Annotated in this window: 20 protein-coding genes; 3 read left to right on the top strand and 17 right to left on the bottom strand. The window is 44.4% G+C overall.

All coding sequences use genetic code 11. The features are described from left to right. Positions 1-27: 27 nt before the first annotated feature. The 14 genes from NSQ49_RS22700 to NSQ49_RS22635 form a co-directional block, all read right to left on the bottom strand. Positions 28-231 carry a nucleic acid-binding protein gene (locus NSQ49_RS22700; protein WP_159863016.1) on the bottom strand — a complete coding sequence of 68 codons (204 nt, stop codon included), beginning with the start codon at positions 229-231 and terminating at the stop codon, positions 28-30. Between the two features lie 202 nt (positions 232-433). Beyond that, positions 434-1,978, bottom strand: coding sequence for a BCCT family transporter (locus NSQ49_RS22695; RefSeq protein ID WP_251284210.1), 1,545 nt, complete (start codon positions 1,976-1,978; stop codon positions 434-436). A 245-nt stretch (positions 1,979-2,223) separates the two neighbouring features. After that, positions 2,224-3,666, bottom strand: coding sequence for an aldehyde dehydrogenase family protein (locus NSQ49_RS22690; RefSeq protein WP_251284209.1), 1,443 nt, complete (start codon positions 3,664-3,666; stop codon positions 2,224-2,226). A gap of 21 nt (positions 3,667-3,687) precedes the next feature. Then, positions 3,688-4,743, bottom strand: a complete 1,056-nt coding sequence (locus tag NSQ49_RS22685; protein WP_251284208.1) for a homoserine dehydrogenase — start codon at positions 4,741-4,743, stop codon at positions 3,688-3,690. Continuing rightward, entirely contained in the window at positions 4,733-5,980 is a 1,248-nt protein-coding gene (locus NSQ49_RS22680; RefSeq protein ID WP_251284207.1) for a M20 metallopeptidase family protein, read from the bottom strand. The genes NSQ49_RS22685 and NSQ49_RS22680 overlap by 11 nt, the downstream gene beginning before the upstream one ends. 29 nt (positions 5,981-6,009) lie before the next feature. Beyond that, the gene (locus tag NSQ49_RS22675; protein WP_251284206.1) at positions 6,010-7,212 is read right to left on the bottom strand and encodes a cystathionine gamma-synthase family protein; all 1,203 of its coding nucleotides are present in this window, start codon (positions 7,210-7,212) and stop codon (positions 6,010-6,012) included. Between the two features lie 11 nt (positions 7,213-7,223). Then, entirely contained in the window at positions 7,224-8,231 is a 1,008-nt protein-coding gene (locus NSQ49_RS22670; protein WP_251284205.1) for a cyclodeaminase, read from the bottom strand. A 17-nt stretch (positions 8,232-8,248) separates the two neighbouring features. Next, positions 8,249-9,436 (bottom strand): M24 family metallopeptidase, encoded by a 1,188-nt coding sequence (locus tag NSQ49_RS22665; protein WP_251284204.1) that lies wholly within the window; start codon positions 9,434-9,436, stop codon positions 8,249-8,251. A gap of 210 nt (positions 9,437-9,646) precedes the next feature. Continuing rightward, the gene (locus tag NSQ49_RS22660) at positions 9,647-11,359 is read right to left on the bottom strand and encodes a PucR family transcriptional regulator (RefSeq protein ID WP_251284203.1); all 1,713 of its coding nucleotides are present in this window, start codon (positions 11,357-11,359) and stop codon (positions 9,647-9,649) included. 186 nt (positions 11,360-11,545) lie between these two features. Beyond that, positions 11,546-12,544 (bottom strand): hydroxyectoine utilization dehydratase EutB, encoded by a 999-nt coding sequence (gene eutB / locus NSQ49_RS22655; RefSeq protein WP_251284202.1) that lies wholly within the window; start codon positions 12,542-12,544, stop codon positions 11,546-11,548. Positions 12,545-13,122: 578 nt separating this feature from the next. Further along, the gene (locus tag NSQ49_RS22650) at positions 13,123-14,691 is read right to left on the bottom strand and encodes a SagB family peptide dehydrogenase (RefSeq protein WP_251284201.1); all 1,569 of its coding nucleotides are present in this window, start codon (positions 14,689-14,691) and stop codon (positions 13,123-13,125) included. 23 nt (positions 14,692-14,714) lie between these two features. Further along, positions 14,715-16,658 (bottom strand): TOMM precursor leader peptide-binding protein, encoded by a 1,944-nt coding sequence (locus NSQ49_RS22645; RefSeq protein ID WP_251284200.1) that lies wholly within the window; start codon positions 16,656-16,658, stop codon positions 14,715-14,717. Beyond that, on the bottom strand, positions 16,655-18,568 hold the full coding sequence (locus NSQ49_RS22640; RefSeq protein ID WP_251284199.1) for a putative thiazole-containing bacteriocin maturation protein: 1,914 nt from the start codon (positions 18,566-18,568) through the stop codon (positions 16,655-16,657). Before NSQ49_RS22640 ends, NSQ49_RS22645 begins: the two co-directional genes overlap by 4 nt. 158 nt (positions 18,569-18,726) lie before the next feature. After that, positions 18,727-18,963 (bottom strand): heterocycloanthracin/sonorensin family bacteriocin, encoded by a 237-nt coding sequence (locus NSQ49_RS22635; protein WP_236566157.1) that lies wholly within the window; start codon positions 18,961-18,963, stop codon positions 18,727-18,729. A 350-nt stretch (positions 18,964-19,313) separates the two neighbouring features. Between NSQ49_RS22635 and NSQ49_RS22630 the strand changes: the two genes are divergently transcribed. Continuing rightward, a complete protein-coding gene (locus NSQ49_RS22630) occupies positions 19,314-20,738 on the top strand; it encodes a Na+/H+ antiporter NhaC family protein (protein ID WP_251284198.1) in 1,425 nt (474 codons plus the stop codon). 109 nt (positions 20,739-20,847) lie between these two features. Continuing rightward, positions 20,848-22,302, top strand: coding sequence for a flavin monoamine oxidase family protein (locus NSQ49_RS22625; RefSeq protein ID WP_251284224.1), 1,455 nt, complete (start codon positions 20,848-20,850; stop codon positions 22,300-22,302). Positions 22,303-22,380: 78 nt separating this feature from the next. Here NSQ49_RS22625 and NSQ49_RS22620 read toward each other — a convergent pair whose 3' ends face one another. The 3 genes from NSQ49_RS22620 to NSQ49_RS22610 all read right to left on the bottom strand — a co-directional run bounded on the left by NSQ49_RS22620 (position 22,381) and on the right by NSQ49_RS22610 (position 25,892). Continuing rightward, positions 22,381-24,285: an endonuclease MutS2 gene (locus NSQ49_RS22620; protein ID WP_251284197.1), complete on the bottom strand. Its 1,905-nt coding sequence runs from the start codon at positions 24,283-24,285 to the stop codon at positions 22,381-22,383. Between the two features lie 431 nt (positions 24,286-24,716). After that, complete coding sequence (locus NSQ49_RS22615; protein ID WP_251284196.1) at positions 24,717-24,890, bottom strand: hypothetical protein; 174 nt, start codon at positions 24,888-24,890, stop codon at positions 24,717-24,719. A gap of 387 nt (positions 24,891-25,277) precedes the next feature. After that, positions 25,278-25,892: a GNAT family N-acetyltransferase gene (locus NSQ49_RS22610; RefSeq protein WP_159863000.1), complete on the bottom strand. Its 615-nt coding sequence runs from the start codon at positions 25,890-25,892 to the stop codon at positions 25,278-25,280. Between the two features lie 161 nt (positions 25,893-26,053). Here NSQ49_RS22610 and NSQ49_RS22605 point away from each other — a divergent pair, with 161 nt between their 5' ends. Next, the gene (locus NSQ49_RS22605) at positions 26,054-26,842 is read left to right on the top strand and encodes an HAD family hydrolase (RefSeq protein ID WP_251284195.1); all 789 of its coding nucleotides are present in this window, start codon (positions 26,054-26,056) and stop codon (positions 26,840-26,842) included. Positions 26,843-26,960: the final 118 nt, after the last annotated feature.

Genomic DNA, 26,960 nt, shown 5'->3' with positions numbered 1-26,960 from the left:
GAGTTATAGACTCTGAGTGTTTTAAAATTAGTTAATAAATATTTGATAATCCTCAACATAGAAAGAAACATTGCCGCAATTCGGGCAGACAGCAGCTTTCGTCTTTGCGGAGACATTTTTAAAAAGCCCTTTACGCTTTTGACTAATTTTAATTCCAGCCAAGTCAGATTCAACAGTTGCTCTGCAATCTGCTATCATTTCAGTTTGACACTGATTGCACATTCTTTTCATTTTTAGCCCCCCATTTTATACAGTTTAGAGCAAAACTATTTTTTGCAACTCCGCACAATCTATATTTATATTTCACCGTATATTATGAATATCCCTTTCCTCTTTTCCATTTAAAGTTTTTGAATCTAAAAAAAATGCTATCCTTTCCATAACATGACAAAAAGAATAGCGATTTTATTGTTCAGTCCCTCTTGAGAAATTATTACTGTGCTTTCTTCAGAGGAACCGATTCAGCTTGTTTTTGTATCTCTTTCGTCTCCCTGGACAATGATTTATACAGTGAAACGCTAATAATGCCCAGTATGATGGTAAAAGGTAGAGCGGTGACCAGGGAGGCCGTTTGCAGCCCTTTTAATCCGCTGCTCGCAATTAATACGGCGGTAATGCCAGCCATTAAGACTCCCCAAATCACTTTAACCATGTTAGATGGATTCAAATCTCCATCTGAGGTCATCATCCCCAGAACGAAAACAGCCGAGTCCGCTGAAGTAACAAGGAAAATAACAATAAGGACAAGCATAATCACTGACATTAGTGAGTATAATGGAAATTCTTTCAGCAGAACGAAAATGGCAGTTGTCACATCTTTTGAAACGGCTTCTGATATGGCGGTACCCTGGAATAAATCCATGTACAATCCGGTTCCTCCGAAAATGGCCATCCATACAAAACCGATAGCTGGAGGGACAATCATGACGCCTATAACAAATTCCCTGATCGTTCTTCCCTTTGAAATCCTGGCAACAAAGGAACCGACGAATGGAGACCAGGCAATCACCCATGCCCAATAAAAAATGGTCCAATCCTGAACCCACGCATCACCAGTGTACGGGGTCAAATAGAAGCTCATTTCAACAAAATGCTGGATGTAATCGCCAATGGCCAGAACAAAGCTTTCAAATATGAATACAGTAGGGCCGCTGAACAGGAAGATCACCATTAAAGCAATAACCAAAAACATGTTAGTATTACTCAGAATCTTAATGCCTTTATCAATACCGGTTGTCGCTGAAACAAGATAAAGGACTAGCATGATGCCTACAATGCCGATTTGCATCAGCGGATTGTTCGGGATTGAGAAGACATAGTTCAAGCCGCCATTAATCTGCAGGACGCCCATTCCCATCGAAGTCGCAATCCCTGTTACTGTCGCAATAACCGCCAGTATATTCACTGCTGTCTTAAGCCTTTTTCTTTTTTGGGGCTGATTGGCGCTTAATACTTCACCTACAAGCACCTTTCTTTTATGACGGTATTGGTAATAAGCAAGAGCCAGTCCGACTACGGCAAAGACAGACCATTGATGGATGCCCCAGTTAAAAAAGGAATAGCGCATAGCTACCCGTGCGGCTTCTGCCGATTGCGGCTCTACTCCTGGAAGCGGCGGCGTGGAAAAGTGAGAAAGCGGCTCTGCTACACCCCAGAAGACAATTCCTACCCCGAAACCTGCGCTGAACAGCATGCTGATCCAGGCAAATAAGGAGTATTCCGCTTTTTCTCCCTCCGGCCCAAGTTTTATGTTTCCAAATTTACTAAAAGCAAGGTATAAACAAAAGAAAACAAAAAGAGCTACACTGAATAAATAAAGCCATCCAAATGATTTACTTGTAAAGTTAAAAACGAGAGAAGCATTTTTAGCAAGGCTATCAGGTGAAAAAGCTCCCCAAATCGTAAAAAGTCCGACTATGATCGCTGAGATTTTAAAGACTGGATTGTTATATGAAGCTCGGTCCCCGTTTTTCTTCAAAATAAAATCCTCCTTATTAATCTATCCTTTATTTGACACTGGTACCTGTGTGCCTGCGAGTTTGATAGAGTTTTTCCATTAAAGCCTGTCCGCACCTCAGAGGCTTAGGAATGGTGTTGAATGACATAAAGTATGACTTCAGCTATCTAATAAGAAAGGAAGACCCCCGGAGCATCCGGATGGTTCTTCCTCACCCCTATTCAGGCAGCCTGACAGCTGTCTTGTATTATGAAATTAATAAACTGTTAAGCGTTTGCTAATTTAAAGCAGACTACTTTCGGTTCTGTCATCTCCTGGATGGAAAATTTGATTCCTTCCCTGCCTAACCCGGAATTTTTCACACCGCCAAATGGCATCGCATCAATTCGGTAATCGCTGCTGTCATTGATCATGATTCCGCCTACATCCATTTGGGCAATGGCTTTATGTGCTTTTTCAATATCCTTTGTAAATATTCCGGCCTGCAAGCCATAATTTATGTCATTCGATTTATTGATTGCTTCGTCAAGAGACGATACTTTGTATAAAAGTACAACCGGACCAAAAATTTCTTCTTTTGCAATGGTGCAATTCTCCGGTACATTTGCGAGAACAGCAGGCGAGTAGAATGCCCCGCTTCTCTTCCCGCCTGTTAAGACGGCTGCTCCTTTTTCAACAGCTTCATTAACCATCTTTTCCACACGAACAGCCTCTTTTTCCGTAATGAGCGGCCCCATATCTGTCTGTTCTGATTGCTTATCCCCTACGCGATATTGATTGGTCCTGGCAACGAATGCCTGCTGAAAAGCCTCATATACGGAATCCTGGATGTACACTCTCTGAACACCGAGGCAATTTTGCCCTGCTGCCCAAAACGCTCCGGAAACCGTTGATTCCACAGCTTCTTCCAAATCAGCATCCTCAAGGACAATGACAGGCGAATTAGATCCCAGCTCCATGCTAATCTTTTTCAATCCCGCTTTCCGGGTAATTTGTTCCCCGGCATCCAGTCCTCCCGTAAAGGTAATCATGCGCACGGCAGGATGGGTCACAAGCGCATCCCCAATTTCGCTTCCATGCCCCGTGATGACGGATAACACTTTAGGAGGCAGTCCAGCCTTTTCAAAGGCTTCAGCGATTAAAAGAGCGCTGAGGGGAGTCACAGTAGCAGGCTTTACGATAATCGCATTCCCGGAAGCAATCGCAGGACCGACTTTATGTGCTACGAGATTTAATGGATCATTAAATGGTGTAATGGCGCCTATAATTCCAATCGGGAAACGGCGGTAGTATCCCAGGCGGTTTTCACTCCCGGGCATCTGGTCAAACGGAATGGTTTCTCCATGAATTCTTCTTGCTTCTTCTGCACTGATCCGGAAGGTTTGAATGGCTCTTTCCACTTCTTTAGAAGCTTCCCGGATGGTTTTGCTTCCTTCCCTTGCAATCGTTCGGGCGCATTTTTCTTTTTTGGCTTCAATGTAGTCTGCAGCCCGATTAATAATCGCCATGCGCTGGTGAACCGGCAGGGAAGCCGCAATTTTCGCTCCCTTTTTCGCTTCTTCAATACAATTCAGCATATCTTCCTTCGAAGCTGCAGGTACCGTATCAATAATGCTGTTATCCTGCGGATCACGAACTTCAATTAATCTTTCGCCTGCCGTCCATTCGCCTGCGAGAAACATTCTTTGTCCGGTTAATTGAGTGGTCATGCTTATTACCGCCTTTCCGTATTAGATTGAAACAAGCTGCCTTTGCCGATGAATGGAAATTAAGTCAATCAATAAGGAGAATCCTGTCTCTATTTTCCCAGCTCCTGCACCACTTAAGGTGACTGTGCCCAATAGATCGCATTGATACGTAACGGCATTGACAGCTCCTCCAATGAAAGCCAAAGGATCTGCAGCATCCAGCTTCTCAGGAGCGATCGAGGCAACCACCTTTCCGTTTTCTTTTTTGGCTTTTGCAATGAGCTTCCAGGTCTTCCCTTCCGCCTTCGCCTTTTCAATATCGTTCAGCCTGATGCCTGTAATGCCCTGGCATTCCACTTCCCCGACTGATAAAGGCGCGTTCATGACATGGTTTGCGAGAATGACAATTTTATATCTGGCATCATAGCCCTCTACATCGCTGACAGGGTCTGCCTCCGCATAGCCGAGCTCTTGCGCCTCTTTTAAAGCCGCTTCATACGAAACGCCCTCCTGTTCCATTTTGGTCAGAATGTAGTTGGTTGTCCCGTTCAATATGCCGCGGATTTCCGTAATGTCATTCCCGGCCAGAGTAGCTGCCGGCATTCGTAATGCTGGTGTGCCACTCATGACCGTGCCCTCAAATCCCCATTGGACGTTATGCTTTTGTGCCAGCTGGGACAGCTCCTGGTACGCAAGGGCAACGGGACCTTTATTGGTCATCACCACATTTTTTCCTTTTTCAAAAGCAGCCTTGCAGTGGTCTATGGCAGGCTGACCGGTTTTGACATCTGTATAGGAAACCTCGACAACCGTATCTGCATTCGTTTCCCGGATTGTTCGGATGCTGTCCCATCCCCTGATCAGCCCCGGTGTTTCCGGATAATTTTCCAAACTTCCGGTTTCCTGCACTACTTGCAAAACGGTATCGATATCCAGGCCGCCCGGATGGTAGATCGACCCTTTCATCAAATCGGAAATAGCCACGATTTCAGCTTCAAATCCTTCGTTCTGTTTCAGGTTCTGCTTTTTATCACGGAGAATTTCCGCCAAGCCCTGGCCAACAACCCCAAATCCTATAAACGCCAATTTATGTGCCAAGCATTTCCACCTCCACATTCTGGTCTCCTCGTATTTTCGGTTTCTTTTTTAAAAATAGGCCTGCTGTTTGTGCCAAAATGGCTGTCCCAATCGGCAAACAGGCTTCATCCAAATCAAAAATCGGAGTATGAAGATCGCGCTGTCCTCCCTCTCTTGATGCACAACCAAGGAAAAACATCGATCCCGGTATTTTTTCAGTCACATAGCCAAAATCTTCTCCGCCAAGTCCAAATGGGCGCCTTGTAATTCCCATGCCTGGATACGTCTGTTTAATGGCGTCGGTTATCCATTCATTGACGGCAGGATGATTTTTTAAAGCCGGCTCCCCTCTTTGGATGCTCAGGGAAAAGGTACCTCCCAGATGCCCCACAATAGAAAGCGCTTTCTTTATTTCAGATGCCAATAAATCACGGACTTCCGGTGTATAGCTCCGAATGGTGCCTTGAATAACTGCCTCAGTTGGGATGATATTGCTTGCTGTACCTGCATGGATTTGGCCTATGCTGATAACGGCAGCATCCAGCGCTGAGACTCTCCTTGCCGTAATTCCATACAGCGCCTGCATAACCGGCCCAAGCATCCAAATAGGATCTGTGCCAAGCTCCGGATAAGCTCCATGGCCTCCTGTGCCATGAATTTTCACTTCAAAAACGTCCACATTAGCCATGCTGTAGCCATCGCTGATTTGGACTTCCCCGACTGGAAGCCACGGGCAGACATGAAGGGCAAGGGCCGCATCAGCCTGGTCATAAGCCCCTGCAGCGATCATATATGGTGAACCGGAAAGTCCATGATCGTCCGTACTTTCCTCAGCCGGCTGGAAAATGAATTTAACCGTCCCTTTCAATTCACCCTTTTTAAATTGGTCAGAAAGGATGGAAGCTGCTCCGAGTAGAATGGAGGTGTGTGCATCGTGTCCGCATGCATGCATCACACCCTCTGTTTTGGATGCATAGCCTGTTCTATTTTCCTCCGTAATCGGCAAGGCATCCATATCTGCCCTTAAGGCAATGACTGGACCATCCCCCGAGGTCAAAGTGCCTGCCACTCCTGTTTCAAGGCCAACTCCTGTTTCTACTTCGATTCCGCCTATTTCCTTTAGCACATCCGCAACAAAGCGGGAGGTCCCGAACTCCTGAAAGCTGAGTTCGGGATGCTGATGAAGATGACGGCGCCATTCTGCGAGACGGCCAGCCAGTTTATTCGCTTGCTCAAACGTAGGATGATGATCTGACATCCTCTCTCACCTCAATTGGAACTAGTAATCTACTTTACTTGCAAAACACTTTCTGCATGGCTGAATGCCTGCTCAAAGTCTGCAATGATATCCTCAATTTCTTCAATCCCGCAGGAGACGCGGATTAATCCTTCCGGAATGCCGACAGCAGCACGCTCCTCAGGGGTACATTCCACATGGCTTGTTGTTCGGGCCGGCCCTACTGTTGTTTCAACAGCACCTAAGTTTGCAGCGCGGTTAGCGAATTGCAATTTTGGCAGCAGGTCACGGACAGTATCGACTCCGCCTTTAACAGCAAAGCTGAGCATCCCGCCAAAATCCTTCATTTGCTTTTTGGCAATATGATGGTTTGGATGTGTTTCTAGTCCCGGGTAATAAACCGATTCCACCATATCTTTTGTCTGCAGGTATTTGGCGAGCGCCATCGCATTTTTACATTGCTGGCGGACGCGGAGGTGAAGCGTTTTCATTCCGCGGATCATCAAATAAGCTGCCATCGGATCCATTGTGGCGCCGTTGATTTCGCGATAATGATAGATTTTTTCTACTAAATCATGAGGCCCGCAAACGACTCCGCCAAGTGCATCGGCATGCCCGCCAAGGAATTTTGTAGCACTGTGGATAACCAGATCGACACCAAGTTTAATAGGGTTCTGATTCATTGGCGTTGCAAACGTATTATCGACAATGACGATCGCACCGGCTTCGTGTCCTGCTTTTGCCATCCGTTCGATATCCGTGATTTTAACCGTTGGATTCGTCGGTGTTTCCAAGTAAAGAATTTTACAGCCTTTTGCCACTTCTTCCTCAATCTGCTCGTGATTCCCCGTTTCGCAAAGTACCACATCGATTTGCTGGCGCGGCAGGAATTCTGTGAAAATCTTGTTCGTTCCGCCATAAGTGTCCTTCATGGATACAATGCGGTCTCCCGGCACCAAAAATGTCGATAATGTATTGCTGATGGCAGCCATGCCTGTCGAGAAGCTTGTTGCTGCTTCGGCACCTTCGAGGATTTTTACTTTATCTTCAAATGACTGGACCGTTGGATTTGTATTTCTTCCGTAAATATGGCCTTTTTTCTTTCCAATCGCTACATCATACCACTCATCCATGTCATCATAGCCATATGCCACACTGAGTACGACCGGCACCTGGGTAGCTCCATGCACCAAATATTCCTTTTCCCCAGCCCATACCGCTTTTGTACCTGCCTGAACGTTTTCTTTTACCATACGATCACTCCTTATCTATTTTTTAATGCCAATTCTTTGTTCTCAATCTTCAAGCCGATGTCCCGCTTGACCAGCTCACTATAGGCAAACAGGGCAATAACAGTATCCTGGACTCCAGTACCGGTTAAATCACAAACCGTAATCTCCTCGTCATTGATCCGGCCGCTTACCTTTCCGGATGTTAATTGACCCAGTTCAATAACCTGCGATTCATTCGTTAATACTCCTTTGTCCAGGGCATGATGCAATTCTCCAAGTCTGGCACATTGCTTTTTTGCATCGCAGACAAGCTTATTCGCACGAGCTAGGACTTCTGCTTCCAGCTCCTGTTTATGTTCAGCATCTGATCCCATAGCCGTAATATGAAGTCCGGGATGAAGCCATTCCGCTTTGATCACCGGTTCTGCTGCCGGCGTCGTCGTAATGACCGTATCACTATTTCGGACTAAATATTCGGGACTCTCGGCGACTTGGACCTCAACCCCTAATTCAGCGGACATGTCACTTGCATACTTTCTGGAACGATCATCTGACCTGGAATAGACCAGAATCTTTTTAAAATCACGCACCAGATTGAGCGCCCTTACCTGAAACCTCGCCTGACTTCCTGCTCCTATCACGCCAACCGTTTCAATGTTCTTTCTGGTTAGATACTTTGCAGCAATCGCTCCCGCTGCAGCGGTCCGCACCTCGGTCAAATAGCCATTATCCAAAAGGATTGCCTGCGGGATGCCTGTTTGAGTGCTGATCAAAAGCATCAGTCCATTTCCGCTTGGAAGTCCCAGCTTATAATTATTGAAAAATCCGGAAGATACTTTGATCGCAAACATGTCCTCACCTTTGACATAAGCGGTTTTGACATCCACTTCGCCATTTTGGCCGTGCAGGTCCACCCGCATAATCGGCGGCATGACAGCTTCACCCTCTGCAAGCTTCGTAAAACCTGCTTCCACAATGCTGATTGCTTCTTTGTTCAGCTGCACATGCTGTTTCAGTTCCTGTTCTGTAAAAATGAGCATCTCTCGGCTTCACCCCTTTAAATTTTTGAAAGTGATGCTTCTTTAATAAATAAGTCCCTTGAGAGCTCTGCGAATGTTTCGCATCCCGTTTCGGTTACCCTGAAGGATTCACTTGCTTCGAATCCGTATTGATCAAGCCAGATGCCCGGGATTAAATGGAATGTCATATTCGGCTGAAGAATCGTTTTGTCTCCTTTGCGGATGCTTGCTGTGTGCTCGCCCCAATCTGGAGGATAGTTCAGACCCATCGAATATCCCAGGCGCGATTCTTTGATAATTCCGCTTTTTTCAATCGATTTTTTCCATGCTTCCTCAATTTCCTCGCAGGCAATCCCTGGCTTAATCATATCCAGACATTCGTTCAACCCTTCGACAACCACCTCGGAAAGAACTTTGATTTCTTCTGATGGCTGGCCGATATGGACGGTTCTGGCTAGTGGGGAATGATAGCGTTTATAGCATCCGGCCAATTCCAGAATCACAAGCTCGCCTGATTTATATCGCCGGTCCGTCCAGGTTAAGTGCGGTGTGGAAGTTCTTTCTCCGGATGGGAGAAGAGGCATGATTGCCGGGTAATCCCCTCCGAATTCTTCTGTGCCTGTGATTTGTGTATGAAAGATTTTTGCTGCCACATCACATTCCCGTACACCTTCATTCACCAGCTCAATTCCTGCTGCCATTGTGCTCTCCACAATTTTGGCTGCTTTTTTCATATACTCGATCTCTGTATCGGACTTTATAATGCGTACCCAGTTGACCAAGAGGGATGCATCCTGGAAACGGGCATTGGGAAGTCCCTTTTTCAGCTGCTCATAGCACTTTGCCGTGAAATAATAGTTATCCATCTCAACCCCAATGGAACGATTTTGCTGTCCGATTTGCTTTAAAATTTCGGCCACAAAATCCATTGGATGCTTAGTGTCAGATTGTACATAATCATCAGGGTACGGGATGATATTCTCATGATAGAGCCAGGTCGTTACCTTCGCTCCATTTGCGTCCTGCCCCCTGCCAATCCAGATCGGCTGATCCTCATCAATAATGATGACAAGCATTTGATGCACGTAGAAGGACCATCCGTCGTAGCCGGATAAATAATTCATATTGGCGGGGTCGGTAATAAGCAATACCTCGATCCCTTCTGCTGCCATTTTTTCTTTCGTCTTCAAGATTCTTGTTTTATACTCTGCTGTTCCAAATGACATGGTGGCTCTCCTTCCTACCAAACCGGGTAAAATTAACTTATTTCGTTTGTAGGTTCATTATAGGGTCAGCACAGAAAAACTATCATCCGCAAAATTGTATGAAGATTCAATTTTTATTTCAGTCAAATTATTGAAAGGTTATAAATTTTCAAAATATAATCAAAAAAACTGCGGAAACCCTTTCTGGATTTTCCGCAGTCTTTATAATATTTAATATTGTCTTGCCATTTCGGCATGTTCTCCTATTTTCCAAATCTTAATGCTCAGGTCCAAAAGAAATAAATCATCGGGATCAATAAGGGAAAGACCCGTTAAAGATTCTATCTTCCTTAGCCGGTACAGAAGGGACTGCCGGTGAAGATTGAGTGATCTTGCTGTCTGGCTTACATTCCCGTGAAATTGATTATAGGCGATGAACGTGCCAATCAGATCCATATGCCGCTGCTCGTCATATTGTACAAGTGGTTCAATCGTTGACATGATTATTTCTTCCAATTCTTTATTGCCGGCCAAATTTAATAGAACCCTGTCAACTCTTGTCTGCTCATACAGCATCCGATGGCCGGGACCCTTTTTCCTCCGCCCGATGCTTAATGCAGTGCCTGCATGGCGAAAGCTTTCCCCAAATCCTGAAATGCCTTCAAACGCATTGCCGATTCCCCAGGATATGACTACTTCAGGAAGCAGATTTCCGAGGCGCCGTTCCACCAGATCAAGAAAATTTGTAGCGTTTTCATTTTCCTTTATCCCAGGTATTTCCAGGAATAGTACAAGCTGGTCCCCCTGGTAGGTCATCAGCAAGTCCTTTTTAAGAGACTGTGCAGCATAGTAGATTTCCTCTTCGATATATTGAATCATGCTTACAAGCCAATGTTCATAGGAATCATAGTCCTGCTTGCGTTTTTGGAATAATAGTTCCATATTTTCCGGATACCCGACAATACACACATATGGGAGCTTAAGATTATAACCCAGCAGCTTTGCCCTTGTATCGGCTTGCTCAAGTGATAGGAATTCGCCCTTGGACAGCTCATGGACAAAATCGCTGCGCAGGCGCATTTTGGTCTCTTCAATGGCATTTCTCCTTGAAAGCCAAAGAGCAATCGTTGTGGCCGTATGCTCTAACACGTTAACCCGAAAAAGAGTGAGAAAGGATTCGATTGATTCGGATTTTGGGACCAATACAAAAATATATCCTTGTGGATTGTCGGCTACCTGGAGCACCGGAATTTGATAAACCATGCGGTTTTCTACTTGAATCATTTGGAACTTCTGAAACATAGGGTCCCCTTTTAAAAGAGTGTTCTCTTCCCTTGTTGGCAAAATTCCCTGCAGGACAAACTTTTTCCATTCCTTTATAAAGGATTGCGTATGGATGCTTTTTTCTTGGAGGGTTCCAGATCGGTCTGTAATAACGATGGGATACCCGATATGTTTTTCCACGAATTTAGAGATTTCCTTCAGATTGGTATCTTTTAAGATTAGCTGGAGAAGCTCCTGCTGAACCTTCTCTGATTTTTTTCGCTCTTTATATTCGATGTCATTGATCTCTTTCATGACCAATTCGATAATACTGGAAAAACGGATTTCCCATGGAAGTTCAATAATAATAAAATTATTCTTTTCAGCCAGTTCAACCACTTCACTTGGTATGTCGAAAATGTATCTTCCCAGCGCGACCATCAGGGCCGAAGCATCGGAATCGATAACATCCTGTACAAACCTTTTGAACGTTTCAACATCTGTACCGCAGCCGATCCCTGTTGTCAATACCGCTTCATTTTTTCGGACAAAGTTTTCGACGGGCATTTCGATGACTGAAACCCATTGAATATGCCGTTTTTCAGCATATTCTTTACCGGTAACAACCTTAGCACCATTAAGTATCTGGTTTTGAAGTACATCACTAACTGTTAATCTCATGTTGGCTCCCCTCTGAACACCTTAAGATTAAAATGATAGAAGACTTTAATTATAGGTAACCATATTCAGAAAGAGACGTCCACTAAAAATTTCACACTTTTCTAATTATTACTTTATTACTATAATATTTTAAGTATATTTCCATATTGACAGTTAAAGGAAAATCTGACCTTCAAGATGATTCACTCACGATGAATAATCTTGAATGATCTGCTGAATGACAGAAAGATCCACATTATGCCCGCTAATGATGACAGCAACATCCCCCTCCTGCCGGGGAATTTTCCCGCCTAAAACCGCTGCTACTCCGGTTGCTGCCGCTCCCTCCATAATCATTCTGTGCTTATCCATCATAAAAGCCATGCTGTAGGCAATCTCTTCTTCAGGAATCAGATAAACATTATCCATGTATTCTTGAACCATTCGGAAGGTGTAGCTGTTATCAAGACCGATTCCGCCCAGCAAGCTGTCAGCAAGAGTCTCACTCTCCTCAAGCACTACCGGTTTTCCTGCTTTTAAACTCTCATACATGACAGCCGATTTTTCCATGCAAACGCCGGAAACCCTTATCTCACTATCATTTGATTTTACTGCGAGTCCAACCCCTGAAAGAAGCCCGCCGCCTGAAAGGGGAACAATCACATCCGTTACATTCGGAAGCTCCTCCAGTATTTCCAGCCCAATCGTTCCCTGTCCGGCAATCACATGGGGATCATCGAACGGCTGAATCACCGTCAGCCCTTCCGTCCTCTCCAATTCAAAGCATCGTTCCCCGGCGGCATCCTGGCTGTCACCGTAGATTTCGATTTTGGCTCCCAGCCTTTTTAAAGAATCAACCTTCGCTTTTGGAACACGGTTTGATATACATACAACGGCCTCAATACCAAGTTTTTTTGCTACATATGCAACAGCCATACCATGGTTCCCTGTCGAATAGGTAGCAACTCCCCGTTCTCTCGCTTCAGGACTCAAACTCAAAATTTTATTCGCCGCCCCTCTGACCTTAAAGGCGCCAATTTCATGCACATTCTCCAGCTTCAAAAATACCCTGCGGCCCAATTTCTCAGACAGGATAGCCGATTGAATCAGTGGAGTCTTATAGACCAGCGAAGAAATCCGTTTCTTTGCTTCCCAAATATCACGAATGGAAAAATCTGTTCTTCCCTTTACTGAACTTGAGATCATTTTGTTCCCCTCCATAAAAGAATTGCTTGGTTCTAATAGTAGTTCGATATTTCAGAAAATTCAATTGTCCAAAGTGCTAATAAAGAGGGGGATTTTTTCATACAGTTTTGACTTGGCGGAAATATTGTTCCTTTTTTATACCATTTGATATAGTGTGACGTTTCTCTATGCCAATTCTCTTTAACGACCATTTTCTTCGCTTTGTGCTTTTTAGAAGTTAATCAACTACAATAGCGACGATTTTTCTTCTCCTCTACACAAAATGGTCGTTAATCAGGGGATTTAACGACCATTTTAACAATGCTCTATGATTTTTGGAGTTATTCATCTCCATTAACGAAGATTTCCCTTCTCCTCTACACAAAATGGTCGTTAATCAGAGACTTTTACGACCCTTTTTACTATGCTCCGTGATTTTCGGGCGTTAATCATCTTCATTAACGACGATTTTCCTTCTGTACTAAAAAAATTGGTCGTTAATCAAAAACTTTAACGTCCATTTTTACTCTATTAACAACAATATTACTTCTTCACTCCTCATTATGGCCGCCAATCTTCAGTCACCATCATCTTCTAATCTAGCTAATTAAATTCCCCCTCAGCCACGGACGGGCCCGGTAGAAGCCAATCGGGATTTGGATAAGGCTCGTTTTTCCCTGTGTTTCCAAATTGTAAATTACATCACTTATCTTCGCATCAAACCCGAGGAGCGGATGTCCGCCCATCCCTAGCGCTGTCGCTGCAATAAGTAATCGCTGCATAAGCATTCCAGCTTCCATTTGCTGAATGCGATAGCCTCTACAGCCCAATTCTGCTTTATGGTAAGCTTTATCCCCTGCTATATGAAAGCATAGCGGGACTTGAAACAGATTCACATTGCCTGCAGGCATTCCGGTTTGCAGCGCAAGCCGATGGTCTCCGGGACTAATCTCCCTAAGCGAATGGGCATCGCTGTCATAATAATAGGCTCCATCCGGGATTCCCTCAACATGATTCAAACACATATATATAGTTACGCGTGACGCGCGCTTTTCAATTGCCATATCTAAGTCGTTTCGATATAGGTACGATTCGGCCGCCTCCTGAAGCAGGGCAGCAAGCTGCTCCCGGCTAACCCTCCCTGAAGCGAAATCCATATCCGGTGAAAATCGCTCCCGGCAGACCGACGCCAAATCATACGATATCCTGTTTACAGGAGGAAGAGTCACAGGCCGTCCCTCACTGTGTGACTCTGGAGGCATGATTTGACTAAACGAATTAGTGGATTCCTGCATGGACGCTTTATTGATGCTGGTTAACATCTGGTAATCTTTTATCTTCTTAGATCTGACTAAGTTTTTAGTCCGAATCGGGGTTATTTCCTCGCATAATTCAGAGGCAGTTGTTATTTCACTCCTGCTTCTCGCGCTTGCCCAGCCGGTCGGTTCAACAGACAGCGGAATTGCAGCATATACGCTCTCCTCGTCTTCAGACAGTCCAAGGAGATGGTTAAGGGCTCGATCAAGAAATTGGAAGTAAACTCCCGCTGCAAAACCGAACCTCTTTGAAACCTCTATTAACTGTCCAATCACTCCCCCGGCATCCAGACCCTGCAGACGGTACGCAAAGTTATTGTATTTAAAGTAATTTTTCCAGAACACGGTCGTCACGAACACAGCTCCAAAACAGGAAGACACATCACACCGGCCGCCAAGGGCACGGGCTATATAGGAATCGAAATTACCCTTTCTCAGCAGCACCAGGCGGTGGTGCAGCACATCATAGTGATAGATCCCCTCCGGCAAATCCTCCAGTTTCAGAAACATATATAGTTCATTAGGATACAGCGCTCCGCCAGAAGGCACAGAGCGCCGTAACGACTGCATAATATCCCAATGCTCCTCCGAACTGAATGGGGAGACAGACTGGGAAAATTGATTGAGACCGAATGTGTACCAGAGAAAATTTCCGATTCTCCTGCGATCAGGCTTTGCCGGTGCTTCCCATTCTTTTAGAGAAAGGGGAACCTCCAATGACAGCGGGACAGCCGGCAAGCCCCGGTAAAGCTTATAGGCCAGTGGCGCATCTTCCCAATCCACTTCCCAATCTGGCGGGGTTATTCCGTCAATATCAAAATGCAAATTGTGCAGAAATGTATCTGGATTCATCCTTTTCACCTCCCAGTGAGGGCTTATGGAAATGGGTGGGGATGCTGATTCAGCTTATCAACTGTAAGGGGTTCTTTTTCATATCCGAGTTTCATTGGAACCTCCAGCACCCTCTTGAGTCCTTTTACACGTGTCAGGTGGTGTCCAAATGTCATGGGCAGCATCCCCGGAATCAGCACTTTGACACAATGCAATCCGCTCCTCTTTATTTCCGATGTCGTCTGATCCACCACTATGGCATCAAGGTTTTGCCTGTGCAAGGCCTGAAGAAGGTCCTTTAGATCCTCTGCCAGGTCTGCATGTTTTCTTCCCCGCTTGAATTCCTCGGAAAACGTTCGGAGCGGACGGTTTTCATCCAGCAAAAAAGATAGCCTCTCCTCTGCTTCCGGCAATCCGTATAGCATCCCATGGTCATCCATTTTGCCAACGAGGGAAGAATCCAGCAGCATTTGCCTTAATTTTGTTTTGTTCGCTTCAAAATCATCGTCCATTGTCCCCATCATTCCAGCTAACTCATGAACTGCACTTTTTACAGCCCGGACCGGATCAGGATTGGCTCCGGCTGCACAAATGATATTCAAACCCTTTTTCTTCCTGTTTTTTGCCATCGCCCAAACACTTGGTATGCCATGCTCCATTGTCGCGTTATACAGAAGCAGATCATATCCCGCCACGGTCCTTATCCGGTCAATCATCAGCTGCAGTTCCGAATCATTGGAGGAAGAAGGATCAAGACGCGGAAGGGCAAGCTGACCGTACCAGGCCATCAGGAATGAATCACGCTCCACCACTTCTAAAATTCCGTAGAAAATCGCTTCCTCCAGGCTGCCGCCCAGTGCGCATCCGTTAGATGTTTCATAGACAAATCCATTCCCGCAGCCCAGGCTGTAATAGGCAAGCAGCTCAGGAACCAAAATCGGGCGTTCCTGCAAAAACGAATAACCCCATACCCAATTCATCGGGATATCAGGATTAAATTTCTTAAATGGAAAGTCCGGCCGCTCATACTGTTCATCTGCATGCACACCTGCTTTTAGAGGATTAAGAGCCAGGTCTTCCAGGTTACGGTAACTGTCATAGACTGCAGTCCTTTTTCCGCGGGGCGATATGCCGCAGGAACGTTCAAGCCCCTCCAATATCGCCGTGAGCTCGCTCACCTTATAGGAATGAGTGCGGCCTGCTACGCCTTCGTCCCCTCCGAGCAACGGCAGGTTAACGATTACATCCGCAAAAGGCGGCGTGAAATCATACATTTTGCCATTTAATAAACCAGTCCGCGGATCCAGATAATTTCTGACGAGCGTTTGATCCAAATCCTCCAATGAGCGGCAGCGGTAACTGTCTGCATTTATTTTCGGACTTGGCTTCATAGTAATTTTTGCAGCTTCCTGTGAATCTTCAGGGAGGGAACTGCAGAACGGACACAATGAATTTGGCAGAATAAGGTGGCAGGAGGTTTTCAATGTTTTGAGGCTGACCAGATACATTCGGCCTTCCAGATCCGCCAGGCTCCCTTCAAGTGCCCTTTGCACCTCAGACACAAGCAGGTGAGACAGCTGTAAAAGCCCCGTGCGCGATGCCCAGGCGTCACTTTCTAATTCGCTGTTATCTTCGAATCTCTGCTGCAATTTCCACATCTCTTCCCGCTCACGCCCTGCCATGAGCTTTCGGCTGTCAGCACATTGTGAGCATCCCGGTGAAGACGGGTGGACGAATGGGCCGATCACACCCTCACCAAACGCTACAAAGCCCCGCAGCCAGGGAATACCGGTAGATCGGGACACTTCTTCCGCCTTTTTATGAACTGCAGGCATCCAGGTATCTTGCAGAGCCAGAATCAAATTTGTGCCATCCTGCAGTTCAGGCTCAAAATTCGTATGACGGACTACCTTATATCCGGCAGGCAGTTCTTTGCATACGCTGTCCGCCAGCAGGCCCTCTCCGACAACTACCACGATAGCACTCACTGAGATTCCTCCTCTCGTACAAACACCCCAAATACCCCTGCCAGACTCTTTTTCATAAAGGGCTCGAAGGAAAAATCACACACTAAAAGCCGTTGGCTGTTCTTTTCCAGAACCTGTCGGGCAGATTGCAATAGCCGGGAATGTTCCTTCTCATTACAATAAGGAATGACCAGACTTTGCGGTTCCTTCTCTTCAAGCAGGAGAGCTGACGCCTCCACTGCGGTTGCTTTATGTCTTCCATTTTGGTTTTGCACCTGTGCAATCACATGCTGCAGCGCTTTTCTCAGAGCTAATGTTCTATTAAAGCCGACGCTGCCAAACCAGCGATCGTCCGTGCCGACCCAGACCACAGGGAAGCCGGAGACTCCTTCACCCTCGCAAATTATTGGTGCTCCCTTCATGGTTGTCAATGCGTCTAAATAAAACCTGCACCGTTCATCTTCTACTTCACTTAAATGTAAAGGTGCAGCTGTTCTCTGAACTGCTTGATTCGCCAGCTTCTCTTCCAGACACCGATCCAGTCCGCGCAAAAGGCCCTCTGCGAATGTTTCACCGGCGCCAACTCCATATAAATCCAAATCCGGATGCAGATCAAGCCGGCCAGCCAGCTTCGACACATACGCTTCAATCCCGGTCAAGCCAGCTTCCCGGCGTGCCTCGTCATGCCGCAAATCAGTACAGATTACAGCCGGCAGGAGCTCGGCCGGTCCCTTTGAGAGCGGGTCCGCTGCCTGCACTTCACATTGTGACAGGGGAAGCTGCCATAAATCCCCTTCCTCCCATTTATGAAATATTCCAGATTCTTCTGAAGTCAGCTGACTGAAAAAAAGAAACAAACTGTCTGGCTTACTTGTTCCTGAACTCTGTCCGATCCTCTGATCGACATCTTGAATCCATTCCAAAGCTTTTTCTCCAGTCAGAGGAAGAAAGGAATGCCAATTCCCTTCAAGCGTTGCCAGATTAAGAAGGAAAAAATGATTTCTCTGTTCCGCACTGGTCAATCCAGTAATCTCTTTAAAGAGTTCAAACACAATCAAATTTGCCAGCATGGCTCCAGCTATGGAGGAGGTGGTGTGCAATTGCTTGTCTTTGCAAAATGCGGTCTGATGTACACGGTGCCAGGCATTCTCCCAGCAGATTTCTGATTCGGGATGTACGAGAGGACCTGCCATACCAGCCTGTTTGTAAATCATTGCAGGAAGAAATATCTTCTTCTCTTTCCGGCAGGCAGCGTGTATTCTCTTCAGTTCCTCTACATTCCCTTCTTCCGATATATATAGAATCGAATCATACGGCTGGATCAGTTCCTCCCAGGAACAATCTTCCTCACTCTCACGTATTACCTCCTCCACTGCAACTTCGGGGTCTGTTTGCCGGGCATGTGCAATAATCTCCTTCAGCCGCTTTGAGTTAGTCGAAACAGGGTCCGTATTGACCATATGAACCTTAGGCAATCCAGACTCAATCAGCGAAGAAACCAGCGAAACAAAAAAAGGGCCTGAACCTGCTGCCAGCACTTTTGCCTCCCGGTATGTCTGGAAACGAAATGCACCCGAATCACCGAAGCTTTCCAAAAATTCGATCTGGGAGGAATATTTTTTAAGAACATGCTCCTCCAATTGATGAGGATGGTCCTGACTTACATCCCGCACAAAGCCGTTACGGTACAGCACTTCCGCAATTTCAAACACCCGATCCCTATGCGGGCCCGGCAAGCCAGCAGTCAATTCCACCAGCGAATATTCACCATTAAACATCGGCATCAGCTTTTGGACCCATTGATCGATCATACTTCCTTCCATGCGGAAGGAGCTTTCATTATTCCGAAAATACACACCTTTAACCGGATCAGGGATAAATAACGTGTCCCTTTTCACCTTCAACCGCACAGAAGGGGTCAAATTTTCCATTTCGTTCCTCCTTATCCGTAAACTATGCCTATTTATGAAACATACTTTCTCTCTCATTCTATGTATTGGGATTTGTCTCATATGTCTGACCCTCAGATGAAAAGCCCCTCCATACTGAGGGGCTTCCTTTTCCCTTATCGATAAGGCTAATATCCGACTCAACGGCCTCCGCAACGTCCACCGCATCGCCCGCCACAGCGGCCTCCGCATCTAAAACAGTTAGAGCAGCGGAAACAATTGAAACAGTTAAAGCATCGGAAACAATTGAAACAGTTAAAGAAAAAGCAGCTAAAGCCGAAACCAATCCCCACGCATAATCGGGACTGATCACTATATACCTGGTTTTGATCCCAAGGAACCGCCTCGTTCGCATGGAAATCACCAACATTCAGCATTTGTAGTTCGTTTTGGAAATCATTCATGTTCATACCTCCGAATTTATTTATTGAGCCAGCAGCATGAAGGGACATTAAGAAGAACATCCAAATTCAATAACGAAACTGTCAGTTTTTCGGATACTCTCTTCTCAAAATATGTGTCGGGATGGGGGATTGTTACTGAATCAAATACCCATATTCAATTGGTTGATGTTTTAAAGCAACAAAGGCTGTTATCTGCTTATAGCCTACAGCACCCTTCACCCAAAAAGTGAACAACCCATTGTTTACGGGCCAATTTTCAGGAATTTACCTCTTCTGCCTGGCAATACTAAATGAGTAACGGCATTTTATTGGAGGGCACAAACTTGAACAATACCTGGCTTTCGCTCATACCATTTTTAATCGTAATCGGAATGTCCATCTGGCTGAAGAACATCCTTCCAGGATTGGTGGCGGGCATCCTTGTTGGCTCCATTATAGTGTCGGCGGACCTGCTGTCGGGGACGGAACAGTCGGTCGCATATATTGTGACCACACTTTCCGACAAAACGAATATCAAGATAGTCGGATTTTTATATCTGTTCGGCGGGCTAGTGGGAATGATGAATATTGCGGGCGGCATTAAGGGGTTTTCCGAATGGGCCGGCAGACGGATCCGCTCTGAACGCGGGTTGCTTGTGTTCATCTGGATCACTCTCCCATTCACCTTCATGATGCCAATGTTTCGAATTATGATGATCGGACCAATTATCAAATCCCTGATAAAAAAAATGAACCTTTCTAAGCAAAAAGTCGGCATGACTCTTGATATCTCAACCGAATCAGTGATTGTGCTGCTTCCGGTTGCGACTGCATTTGTAGGCTTCATGGTGTCATTGGTTGAAGGCGGCATCAGCGGATTGGACCTCGAAATGTCGGCATATGAGATATTTTTATTAAGCATTCTGTTTAATTTTTACGCGATCATAATGCTGCTGATCGGGATTGTGCAGACATTTTGGCGGCGAAAAAAGACAGGAGACCAGAACAGGGAATCCCACACCGATTTAGAAGAAGAAGAGCATGAATTTCACCGGTTGGGAATCAAGAAAGAATTATCTCTTGTAAAAGCCCAGCCTTGGCATTTGATTGTTCCTGTAGTTTTATTGCTTGCCTTTTCTTTGTTCCTATTATGGCAGGATGGAATGTCGCAGGGCGCTAATACAATCTTCGAGGCCTTTTCGATGGCAGATGCCACATTTGTCATGCTGCTGGCTGTTTTTATCACTCTCGTTTTAACCTTTATTTTTTACATTATCAGGCGGGAGAAGATGAACGAAATTCTTTACCATTTTTATGACGGAGGCAATCAGATGATGGAGGCTATCAGCCTTCTCATTCTGATTTGGGCGCTCACACTGGCTGCAGAGGATCTTGGATTTTCCGAATTCATCGGGGGCTCACTTGGCAGCTTTTTGCCAGCTTTTCTGACCCCTGCGGCCATCTTTGTCCTCGGTTCTGCAGTAGGCTACTTTATTGGAAGCTCATGGGGGACCTGGGGATTATTCATGCCGCTTGGAATTACCCTGGCGGTTTCGACTGATGCCTCCATTCCGCTTACAGTTGGAGCCGTTTTTGCAAGCGGGGCATTTGGGGCTTTAACCTCACCTCTTGGTGATACGACCATAACTACTGCTTCGATTCTGGATATGGATCTGGTGGATTATGCGCGGTATAAATTGAAGGTTTCAGCGATTGGCGGTGTGATTGCTGCAGGACTTTTCATTGCAAGCGGGATATTCATTTCATAAGACATTAGTCATCTTTTCCCGCGCAGGCTGCTGCAGCATCCCCTTTTGCACATAGTGATTCATGCGGATGAATATACTGCATTGAATCCTATTGCAAAGGGGCGGAATGATGAACTGGAACGAAAAACCGGAATTAACGGATGATCAAATGCTGAATGTGATTCTTCACGGCCTTCGGAAAACTCAGTGGCCAAAGCATATCGTCATTGTTGGTGCCGGTATGGCTGGTCTGGTGGCAGGTTCTTTATTAAAGGAATCTGGGCATAATATAACCATTTTGGAAGCAAATGACAGAATTGGCGGCCGTGTCTATACCATGCGCTCCCCCTTCAGCAAAGGATTATTTTTTAACGCTGGCCCAATGAGGATCCCTCATGTCCATGCGCTGACCTTGTCCTATATAAAAAAATTCAATCTCCCTCTAAATGTCTTTATAAACCGTAATCCTATGGATCTACTTTACGCAAATGGCATCAAAGCCCGGCTCGAGATGTATGAGCAGAATCCCGGCATTTTAAACTTCCCTGTCCAGCCCAACGAGAGAGGAAAATCGGCTGAAGAACTTCTGCTGGGTGCGTTACAGCCTTTTATAGACTTTATCAACAAAGACCCTGTAAGAAATTGGGCCGTTCTGGAAAGGCATTATAGAAAATATTCTTTTGGCTTTGTGCTAAACTCTTACTTTTCAGTTGGAGCAATTGATATGATCGGCGTACTGCTGGATTTGGAAGCCTTTATGGGAATGTCTTTTACTGAAGTTTTACGTGAGTTAATTATTTTGACATTGGGAGGAACTTACTATGAAATATCAGGTGGCATGGACCGCTTACCGAAGGCTTTCCTTCCTCAATTGAAAAATGATATTCATCTCCATCAAAAAATGACCGGAATCATTCAGGGCACAAATAGCGTTACCATCCAATTAACTCATCAGCAGACCAATGAACAGTCCAGTATCACAGGTGATATAGCAATTGTTACCATCCCCTATTCAGTTATGCGATTTGTGAAGGTCGAGCCTTTTCATTCATTTTCCTATTTCAAGCGGAGGGCCATCCGCGAACTAAATTATATGGCAGCAACCAAAATTGCGATTGAGTTTAAGTCCCGTTTTTGGGAGAGAGCAGGCCAGATGGGCGGCAAAACCATCACAGACCAGCCGATACGATTTACCTATCTTCCAAGTCATGGAATTGGCACAAGCGGCCCTGCCATCCTTATTGCCAGCTATACCTGGGCGGATGAGGCTCATATATGGGATAGTCAGCCGGAGGAATTGCGTATTCACTATGCGCTTAGAAACCTGACGGACATTTACGGTGATATTGTTTATTCGGAATTTGTCGCAGGAGCTTCATACAGCTGGGCACTGGACCCTTATGCCTCTGGCGGATTTTCTTTCTTTGAACCTGGACAGGAAACCGAATTGTTCCCCGGTACGATTTCACCGGAGGGGCGCGTTCATTTTGCAGGAGAGCATACGAGCAAAACACGGACATGGATTCAAGGGGCGATCGAATCCGGAATACGAGTTGCATATGAGGTTAATGATTTGTCAAAGTAAGTTGCAATTCCATAATATTAAGTAAGTAAAAAAAGCGATCTGTCCAAAAATGGAAGATCGCCTTCATACCTTTTGCCACTATTTCTGCTTCCTATTCCTTATCTCCTTTTGAACCTTTCGCAGCGCCTTTTTCGATCCTCTCTCCAGATCATGCTGCAGCTTCCGCTCATGGTAGCTGGTAAATAAGGTATTCATATCATACCCTTCCGGATACAGCTCGCTTGCTTTAATGTCCAATTCAATCCGCTTACTGTTCACTTCCACTATTTCATCTTTATAGAACAGCTTGATATTATTAAATTTATCGATTGGCTCAAATACAATAGCGTAATCATTCTGGCTGATCCATTTAACTCTGTCACCAATTTCATAGTGGTATTCGACTGTGTTCTGATTCACTTCAATCACTGGCTTCTTTATTTTATTCTCTCTTACTGCTCCCAGATTATATTCCTTGTTTTCAATATACCTTTGCGCACGCTTCAGGACATGTTCGCGGATATTCACCTTTCTGGAAATCCATAGTGCATTGCTCTCTCCAGATTCACCTATTAACAGCTTATACATAGGCTTTAATTCCGCACTGTCAAATAACATGGCGGCGTTCATAAAATCATCATGCATTTCAGAATAACGTTTAATCTCTCCGTAGTGGGTAGTGGCTATCGTAATGCATCCCATATGATAAAACTCCTCAAGTATCGCAATTGCCAATGCAGCCCCTTCATTCGGCTCAGTCCCGCTTCCAATCTCATCAAATAGAAGCAGTGAATTATTAGTTGACGCACTCATAATCTCGGAAATGTTCTTCATATGGGAGGAGAACGTACTCAAAGCATTTTCAATGCTCTGATTATCGCCAATATCAACAAAAACTTGATCAAAGACGGCGATTTCACTCCCCGTTTTCGCCATAATATGAAACCCGGACATGACAGCCAGTGTAAGGATGCCGATTGTCTTTAAAACAATGGTTTTTCCGCCGGCATTTGGGCCTGTTATGACCAGACTTCTATAGCTCTTGCCGATTTCAAAATCAAGCGGGACAACGTTCCCTTCCAACAAAGGATGCCTGCTTCCGGCTAATTTGATATACCCATGATTATTAATCTCCGGTTCAATGGCGTCGGTACTTTTGCTGTACTTGGCTTTCGCAAAAATCATGTCGTACTGGCTGATGCATTCAATATTAATGCGGATCTCGTGAATGGATTCAAGAATGGCACCGGAAAGGGTGGCTAATATTTGATATTCCTCTACCGACTCCTCCGATTTCAGCATCGCCAATTCCACATTTAGCTTTGAAACGGAATCAGGCTCCATAAAAACAGTCGCCCCCTTGGAGGATGTTTCGACTACGGTTCCGGCTACCTGGTTTTTATAGGAAGCCTTTATGGGAATGGTAAAACGGTCATCCTTTTTGCTGATATAGAATTCCTGAATATACTCCTTATTTGCTCCACTCCTCAGAAACTTATTCAAACGCTCTTCGATTTTTTCTTCTGTTTTCGCTATGTGATTTCTAATCCGCTTCAGCTCTTTGCTGGCACCCGAATCAACCATGTTTCCTTTGATTGCATATAAGATCTCCTCTTCGATCTGCCGAAATTCTGTCATAGATAGTGCATATGTGTAAAGCACAGGAGCAAAAAATTCCTTATCCGCCATAAACTTTTTGATTTTCCGGCAGCCTCTTAAAAAATCGGATACAGCATTTAACTCTGATGGAGCTAATATGATGCCTTTTTCCAATTTCTCAATAATGCTTGTGATATTGGAAATGCCGGTTAATGGCAGATGCTTTTCGGCGTCCAAAAGCCTTCGGGCCTCGCTTGTTTCATTTAAACGATTGCGGACAGTTTTCATATTTGAGCTCGGCTGCAGCCGGTCGATTAATTCTTTTCCCAGACTGCTGACACAATGCTGTTTTACTCTATTCTTCAATTCATGATATTGCAATTTTTCAAAGGTCATATTATTCATATTCTCTGCCTCATTCCAAATAAAATAGCCCGCAAAAGCCTTCCCCCACCGCCAATCTATTTGGGCAGAAAGCTTCCGCGGGCGTCCTATTTTCGAACAGGCATAAACAGACTAAACCTTATACCAGGTTTAGTGTCTACATCAACACGAATATATAGAAATGGAAGCAGTCTTATAGCAGGTATTCAAACAATTTTGTTTGAAGAAAGGCATTCTTAATAAGCTGGCATCCGCCAGAAAAAACACCTTATTCAACTAATAACAATTAGTTGACACCTGCTACCGACATACTTCACCACACCTTTTTGTATTAAAATTAATGTAGCATGGAAATGCCTGTCTCGTCAAACTGCATTTGGAGATATTTGCGCATTAATTCAAAAAGAAAGTGCCCCTTCTTCAAAAGGGGCACTTTCTTTGAATTTGAATCTTTACTCAGTTTCTTTTTCAGTGCTTTCTTCTGTTCCTTCTTCAGTGCCTTCTTCTGTTCCCGTATCTTCAGTTTCTTCTGTGTTCGTCTCGTCAGTATCATCTTCATTGCTGCAGCCTGTAGCCACACCTGTAATCATCAAAGATGCCATCATAGCTAATAACCATTTTTTCATTTCCAATTCCTCCTTGGCTGCTATATTTGTTACAGTTGTAATCATAGAAGAATCTGAACGGAAATAGAAGGCTTCAATCCATTATTTTACATACATTAACCTTCTTTTAAGAAAGTTTATGAAAATAAAACATAGGTTTTACATTTTGTAAGAATCTTTTATTTTATGATAGGAAATTAACTCGAATAGCGGATTTGTTGGGTTTTAATTACTCGATTCCATTCTGATTTTCATCTGGCAAACTGAATCCTAAACAGTTTCACTTCTCTGAATACAGATCTATACTATTACCTCTATTAGGCATCTTTTTCGTGAGTATAATCTACTTTAGATAAATGGTTCAAATCAGATTTACAAGATTTTCAGCTAGTCCATTTAGCAATCACATCAGCGGATTGGTCCCAGTGATTCAGCCTCTTTCTTTTCATGCTTCATATAAACAAGATAATTAACACCACTTCTTTCACTATGCTTTTGAGGTATACGCATAAACTCTGCAAAGCCCAGTTTTTCATAAAGCTTGATGGCATTTGTATTGGTATCTGCTACCTCTAGAACATATTCGTCATATGAAGCAGAATCCATTATCGATTTTAGCAGTTCAGTCGCCATACCCCGTCCTCTATAATTAACCGATGTAGCCACAAACTCTATTGCACCCATATTTTCAGATACTTGAAAGGGATATTGCTTTTTCTCAAATTCTTTTTTAAGAATGATATAAGCTAAACTGCCCATGATAAAGCCAAGATGTTTTCTAAACTCACTATATTTTAATTTCACTGCTGGGGTATTGTTTGTACATGCGGCTAGAGCCGCAATATGATTGTCAACTGAAGCCGTATAGAAGACTTCCGTATTAAACATATGCGCAAATGTCCTGTAAAGTTTAGCTTTATCCTTTGAAAAATAATTCAGCCATTGATAAAAGCCGTCTACGAAAATGACACTCATCTCATTTCTTATAGTTCCTTTTAATTCACTGGCACGATTAATATTCATAGTCTATCCCTCTTTCTTTGTGGATGTTTCAGCTCCGATTTAAATAGGATTTGCAATTCTCCCGCTCATCGGTGAAAAAAACAAATCTATACAATGAATTTACATGACTTTAATATTCAAAGTATATGATTGGTTTATCAACAGATGAGGAGGCAAAATAAATGAATATGCGTGCAGTATTTATTGATATGGATGGTACACTCCTGAAAGCCTCAAACTGCATTTCCCGCCGTAACATAGAAGCCATTTACCGGCTCATAGACCAGGGAGTTATGGTGTTTCTTGCCACTGGCCGGCACTATGAAGTAACCGCTCCCTACCATAAAGAAATTGGTTTAAAAACTCCCATGATCTGTTTGAATGGTGCTGCTATTCACGATGCAGAGACAGGAAGGCCTACGCAAATAAAAACCGTACAACTAAACGAGGAACGCTTTCACCATCTTACTGCAAAAATTCCATGTAATGTTATGATCCATACATCAACTGGGCTATATTGTAAGGAACTTAATGAAGAAATCGATTATTGGACTCGAATTGGGCAAATTCCACCGCAGTATATCGGAGATTTAAGACATGCAGCTTATCAGGATGTTCTTAAATATAGTGTTCGTACAGGCACCCCGAGCCAAGAACTATCCGCTTTGTTTAAAACAGAAGCAGCTGTCATTGATTGGAATGACGGGTTTGAGCTGGTTGCTCCTGATGTTTCCAAATGGGCTGCTATCAAAAGCTTACTTAACGAACTTCGGATCAGCCCAAATGAAGTCGCAGCTATTGGAGACGGTCCCAATGATATAGAAATGCTTCGTCAAGCCGGTACTGGTGTGGCAATGGGGAACGCAGGCGAAAAGGTTAAAGCAGCAGCTGATTTTGTTACAGGACACCACGAAAGTGATGGATTAGCTGAGTTTATTGAACGCTATCTTCTTAAATCTTATGCCGTTTAAAATATTTTTATAGGACTTTTCGTAATATAAAAAGACAGGTGATTTACCTGTCTTTTTTAATAGTATTATTCTTAGGTTAATGTAATAACTCGCACATACAATACCACATTACTCATCT

Source organism: Cytobacillus sp. FSL R5-0377 (genome assembly GCF_038004385.1).
Lineage (GTDB): Bacteria > Bacillota > Bacilli > Bacillales > Cytobacillaceae > Cytobacillus.
This window is presented reverse-complemented; position numbering and strand designations above follow the sequence as displayed.

Bases quoted from the DNA above. Each gene is read 5' to 3' on its own strand.
- NSQ49_RS22635 (WP_236566157.1), bottom strand. From the start codon at position 18,963: ATGCTGAATGTTGGTGATTTCCATGCGAACGAGGCGGTTCCTTGGGAT.
- NSQ49_RS22625 (WP_251284224.1), top strand. From the start codon at position 20,848: ATGAACTGGAACGAAAAACCGGAATTAACGGATGATCAAATGCTGAAT.
- NSQ49_RS22660 (WP_251284203.1), bottom strand. From the start codon at position 11,359: ATGAGATTAACAGTTAGTGATGTACTTCAAAACCAGATACTTAATGGT.
- NSQ49_RS22620 (WP_251284197.1), bottom strand. From the start codon at position 24,285: ATGAATAATATGACCTTTGAAAAATTGCAATATCATGAATTGAAGAAT.
- NSQ49_RS22670 (WP_251284205.1), bottom strand. From the start codon at position 8,231: ATGCTCATTTTTACAGAACAGGAACTGAAACAGCATGTGCAGCTGAAC.
- NSQ49_RS22610 (WP_159863000.1), bottom strand. From the start codon at position 25,892: ATGAATATTAATCGTGCCAGTGAATTAAAAGGAACTATAAGAAATGAG.
- eutB (WP_251284202.1), bottom strand. From the start codon at position 12,544: ATGATCTCAAGTTCAGTAAAGGGAAGAACAGATTTTTCCATTCGTGAT.
- NSQ49_RS22700 (WP_159863016.1), bottom strand. From the start codon at position 231: ATGAAAAGAATGTGCAATCAGTGTCAAACTGAAATGATAGCAGATTGC.
- NSQ49_RS22680 (WP_251284207.1), bottom strand. From the start codon at position 5,980: ATGTCAGATCATCATCCTACGTTTGAGCAAGCGAATAAACTGGCTGGC.
- NSQ49_RS22650 (WP_251284201.1), bottom strand. From the start codon at position 14,691: ATGAATCCAGATACATTTCTGCACAATTTGCATTTTGATATTGACGGA.
- NSQ49_RS22640 (WP_251284199.1), bottom strand. From the start codon at position 18,568: ATGGAAAATTTGACCCCTTCTGTGCGGTTGAAGGTGAAAAGGGACACG.
- NSQ49_RS22605 (WP_251284195.1), top strand. From the start codon at position 26,054: ATGAATATGCGTGCAGTATTTATTGATATGGATGGTACACTCCTGAAA.
- NSQ49_RS22615 (WP_251284196.1), bottom strand. From the start codon at position 24,890: ATGAAAAAATGGTTATTAGCTATGATGGCATCTTTGATGATTACAGGT.
- NSQ49_RS22665 (WP_251284204.1), bottom strand. From the start codon at position 9,436: ATGTCATTTGGAACAGCAGAGTATAAAACAAGAATCTTGAAGACGAAA.
- NSQ49_RS22675 (WP_251284206.1), bottom strand. From the start codon at position 7,212: ATGGTAAAAGAAAACGTTCAGGCAGGTACAAAAGCGGTATGGGCTGGG.
- NSQ49_RS22690 (WP_251284209.1), bottom strand. From the start codon at position 3,666: ATGACCACTCAATTAACCGGACAAAGAATGTTTCTCGCAGGCGAATGG.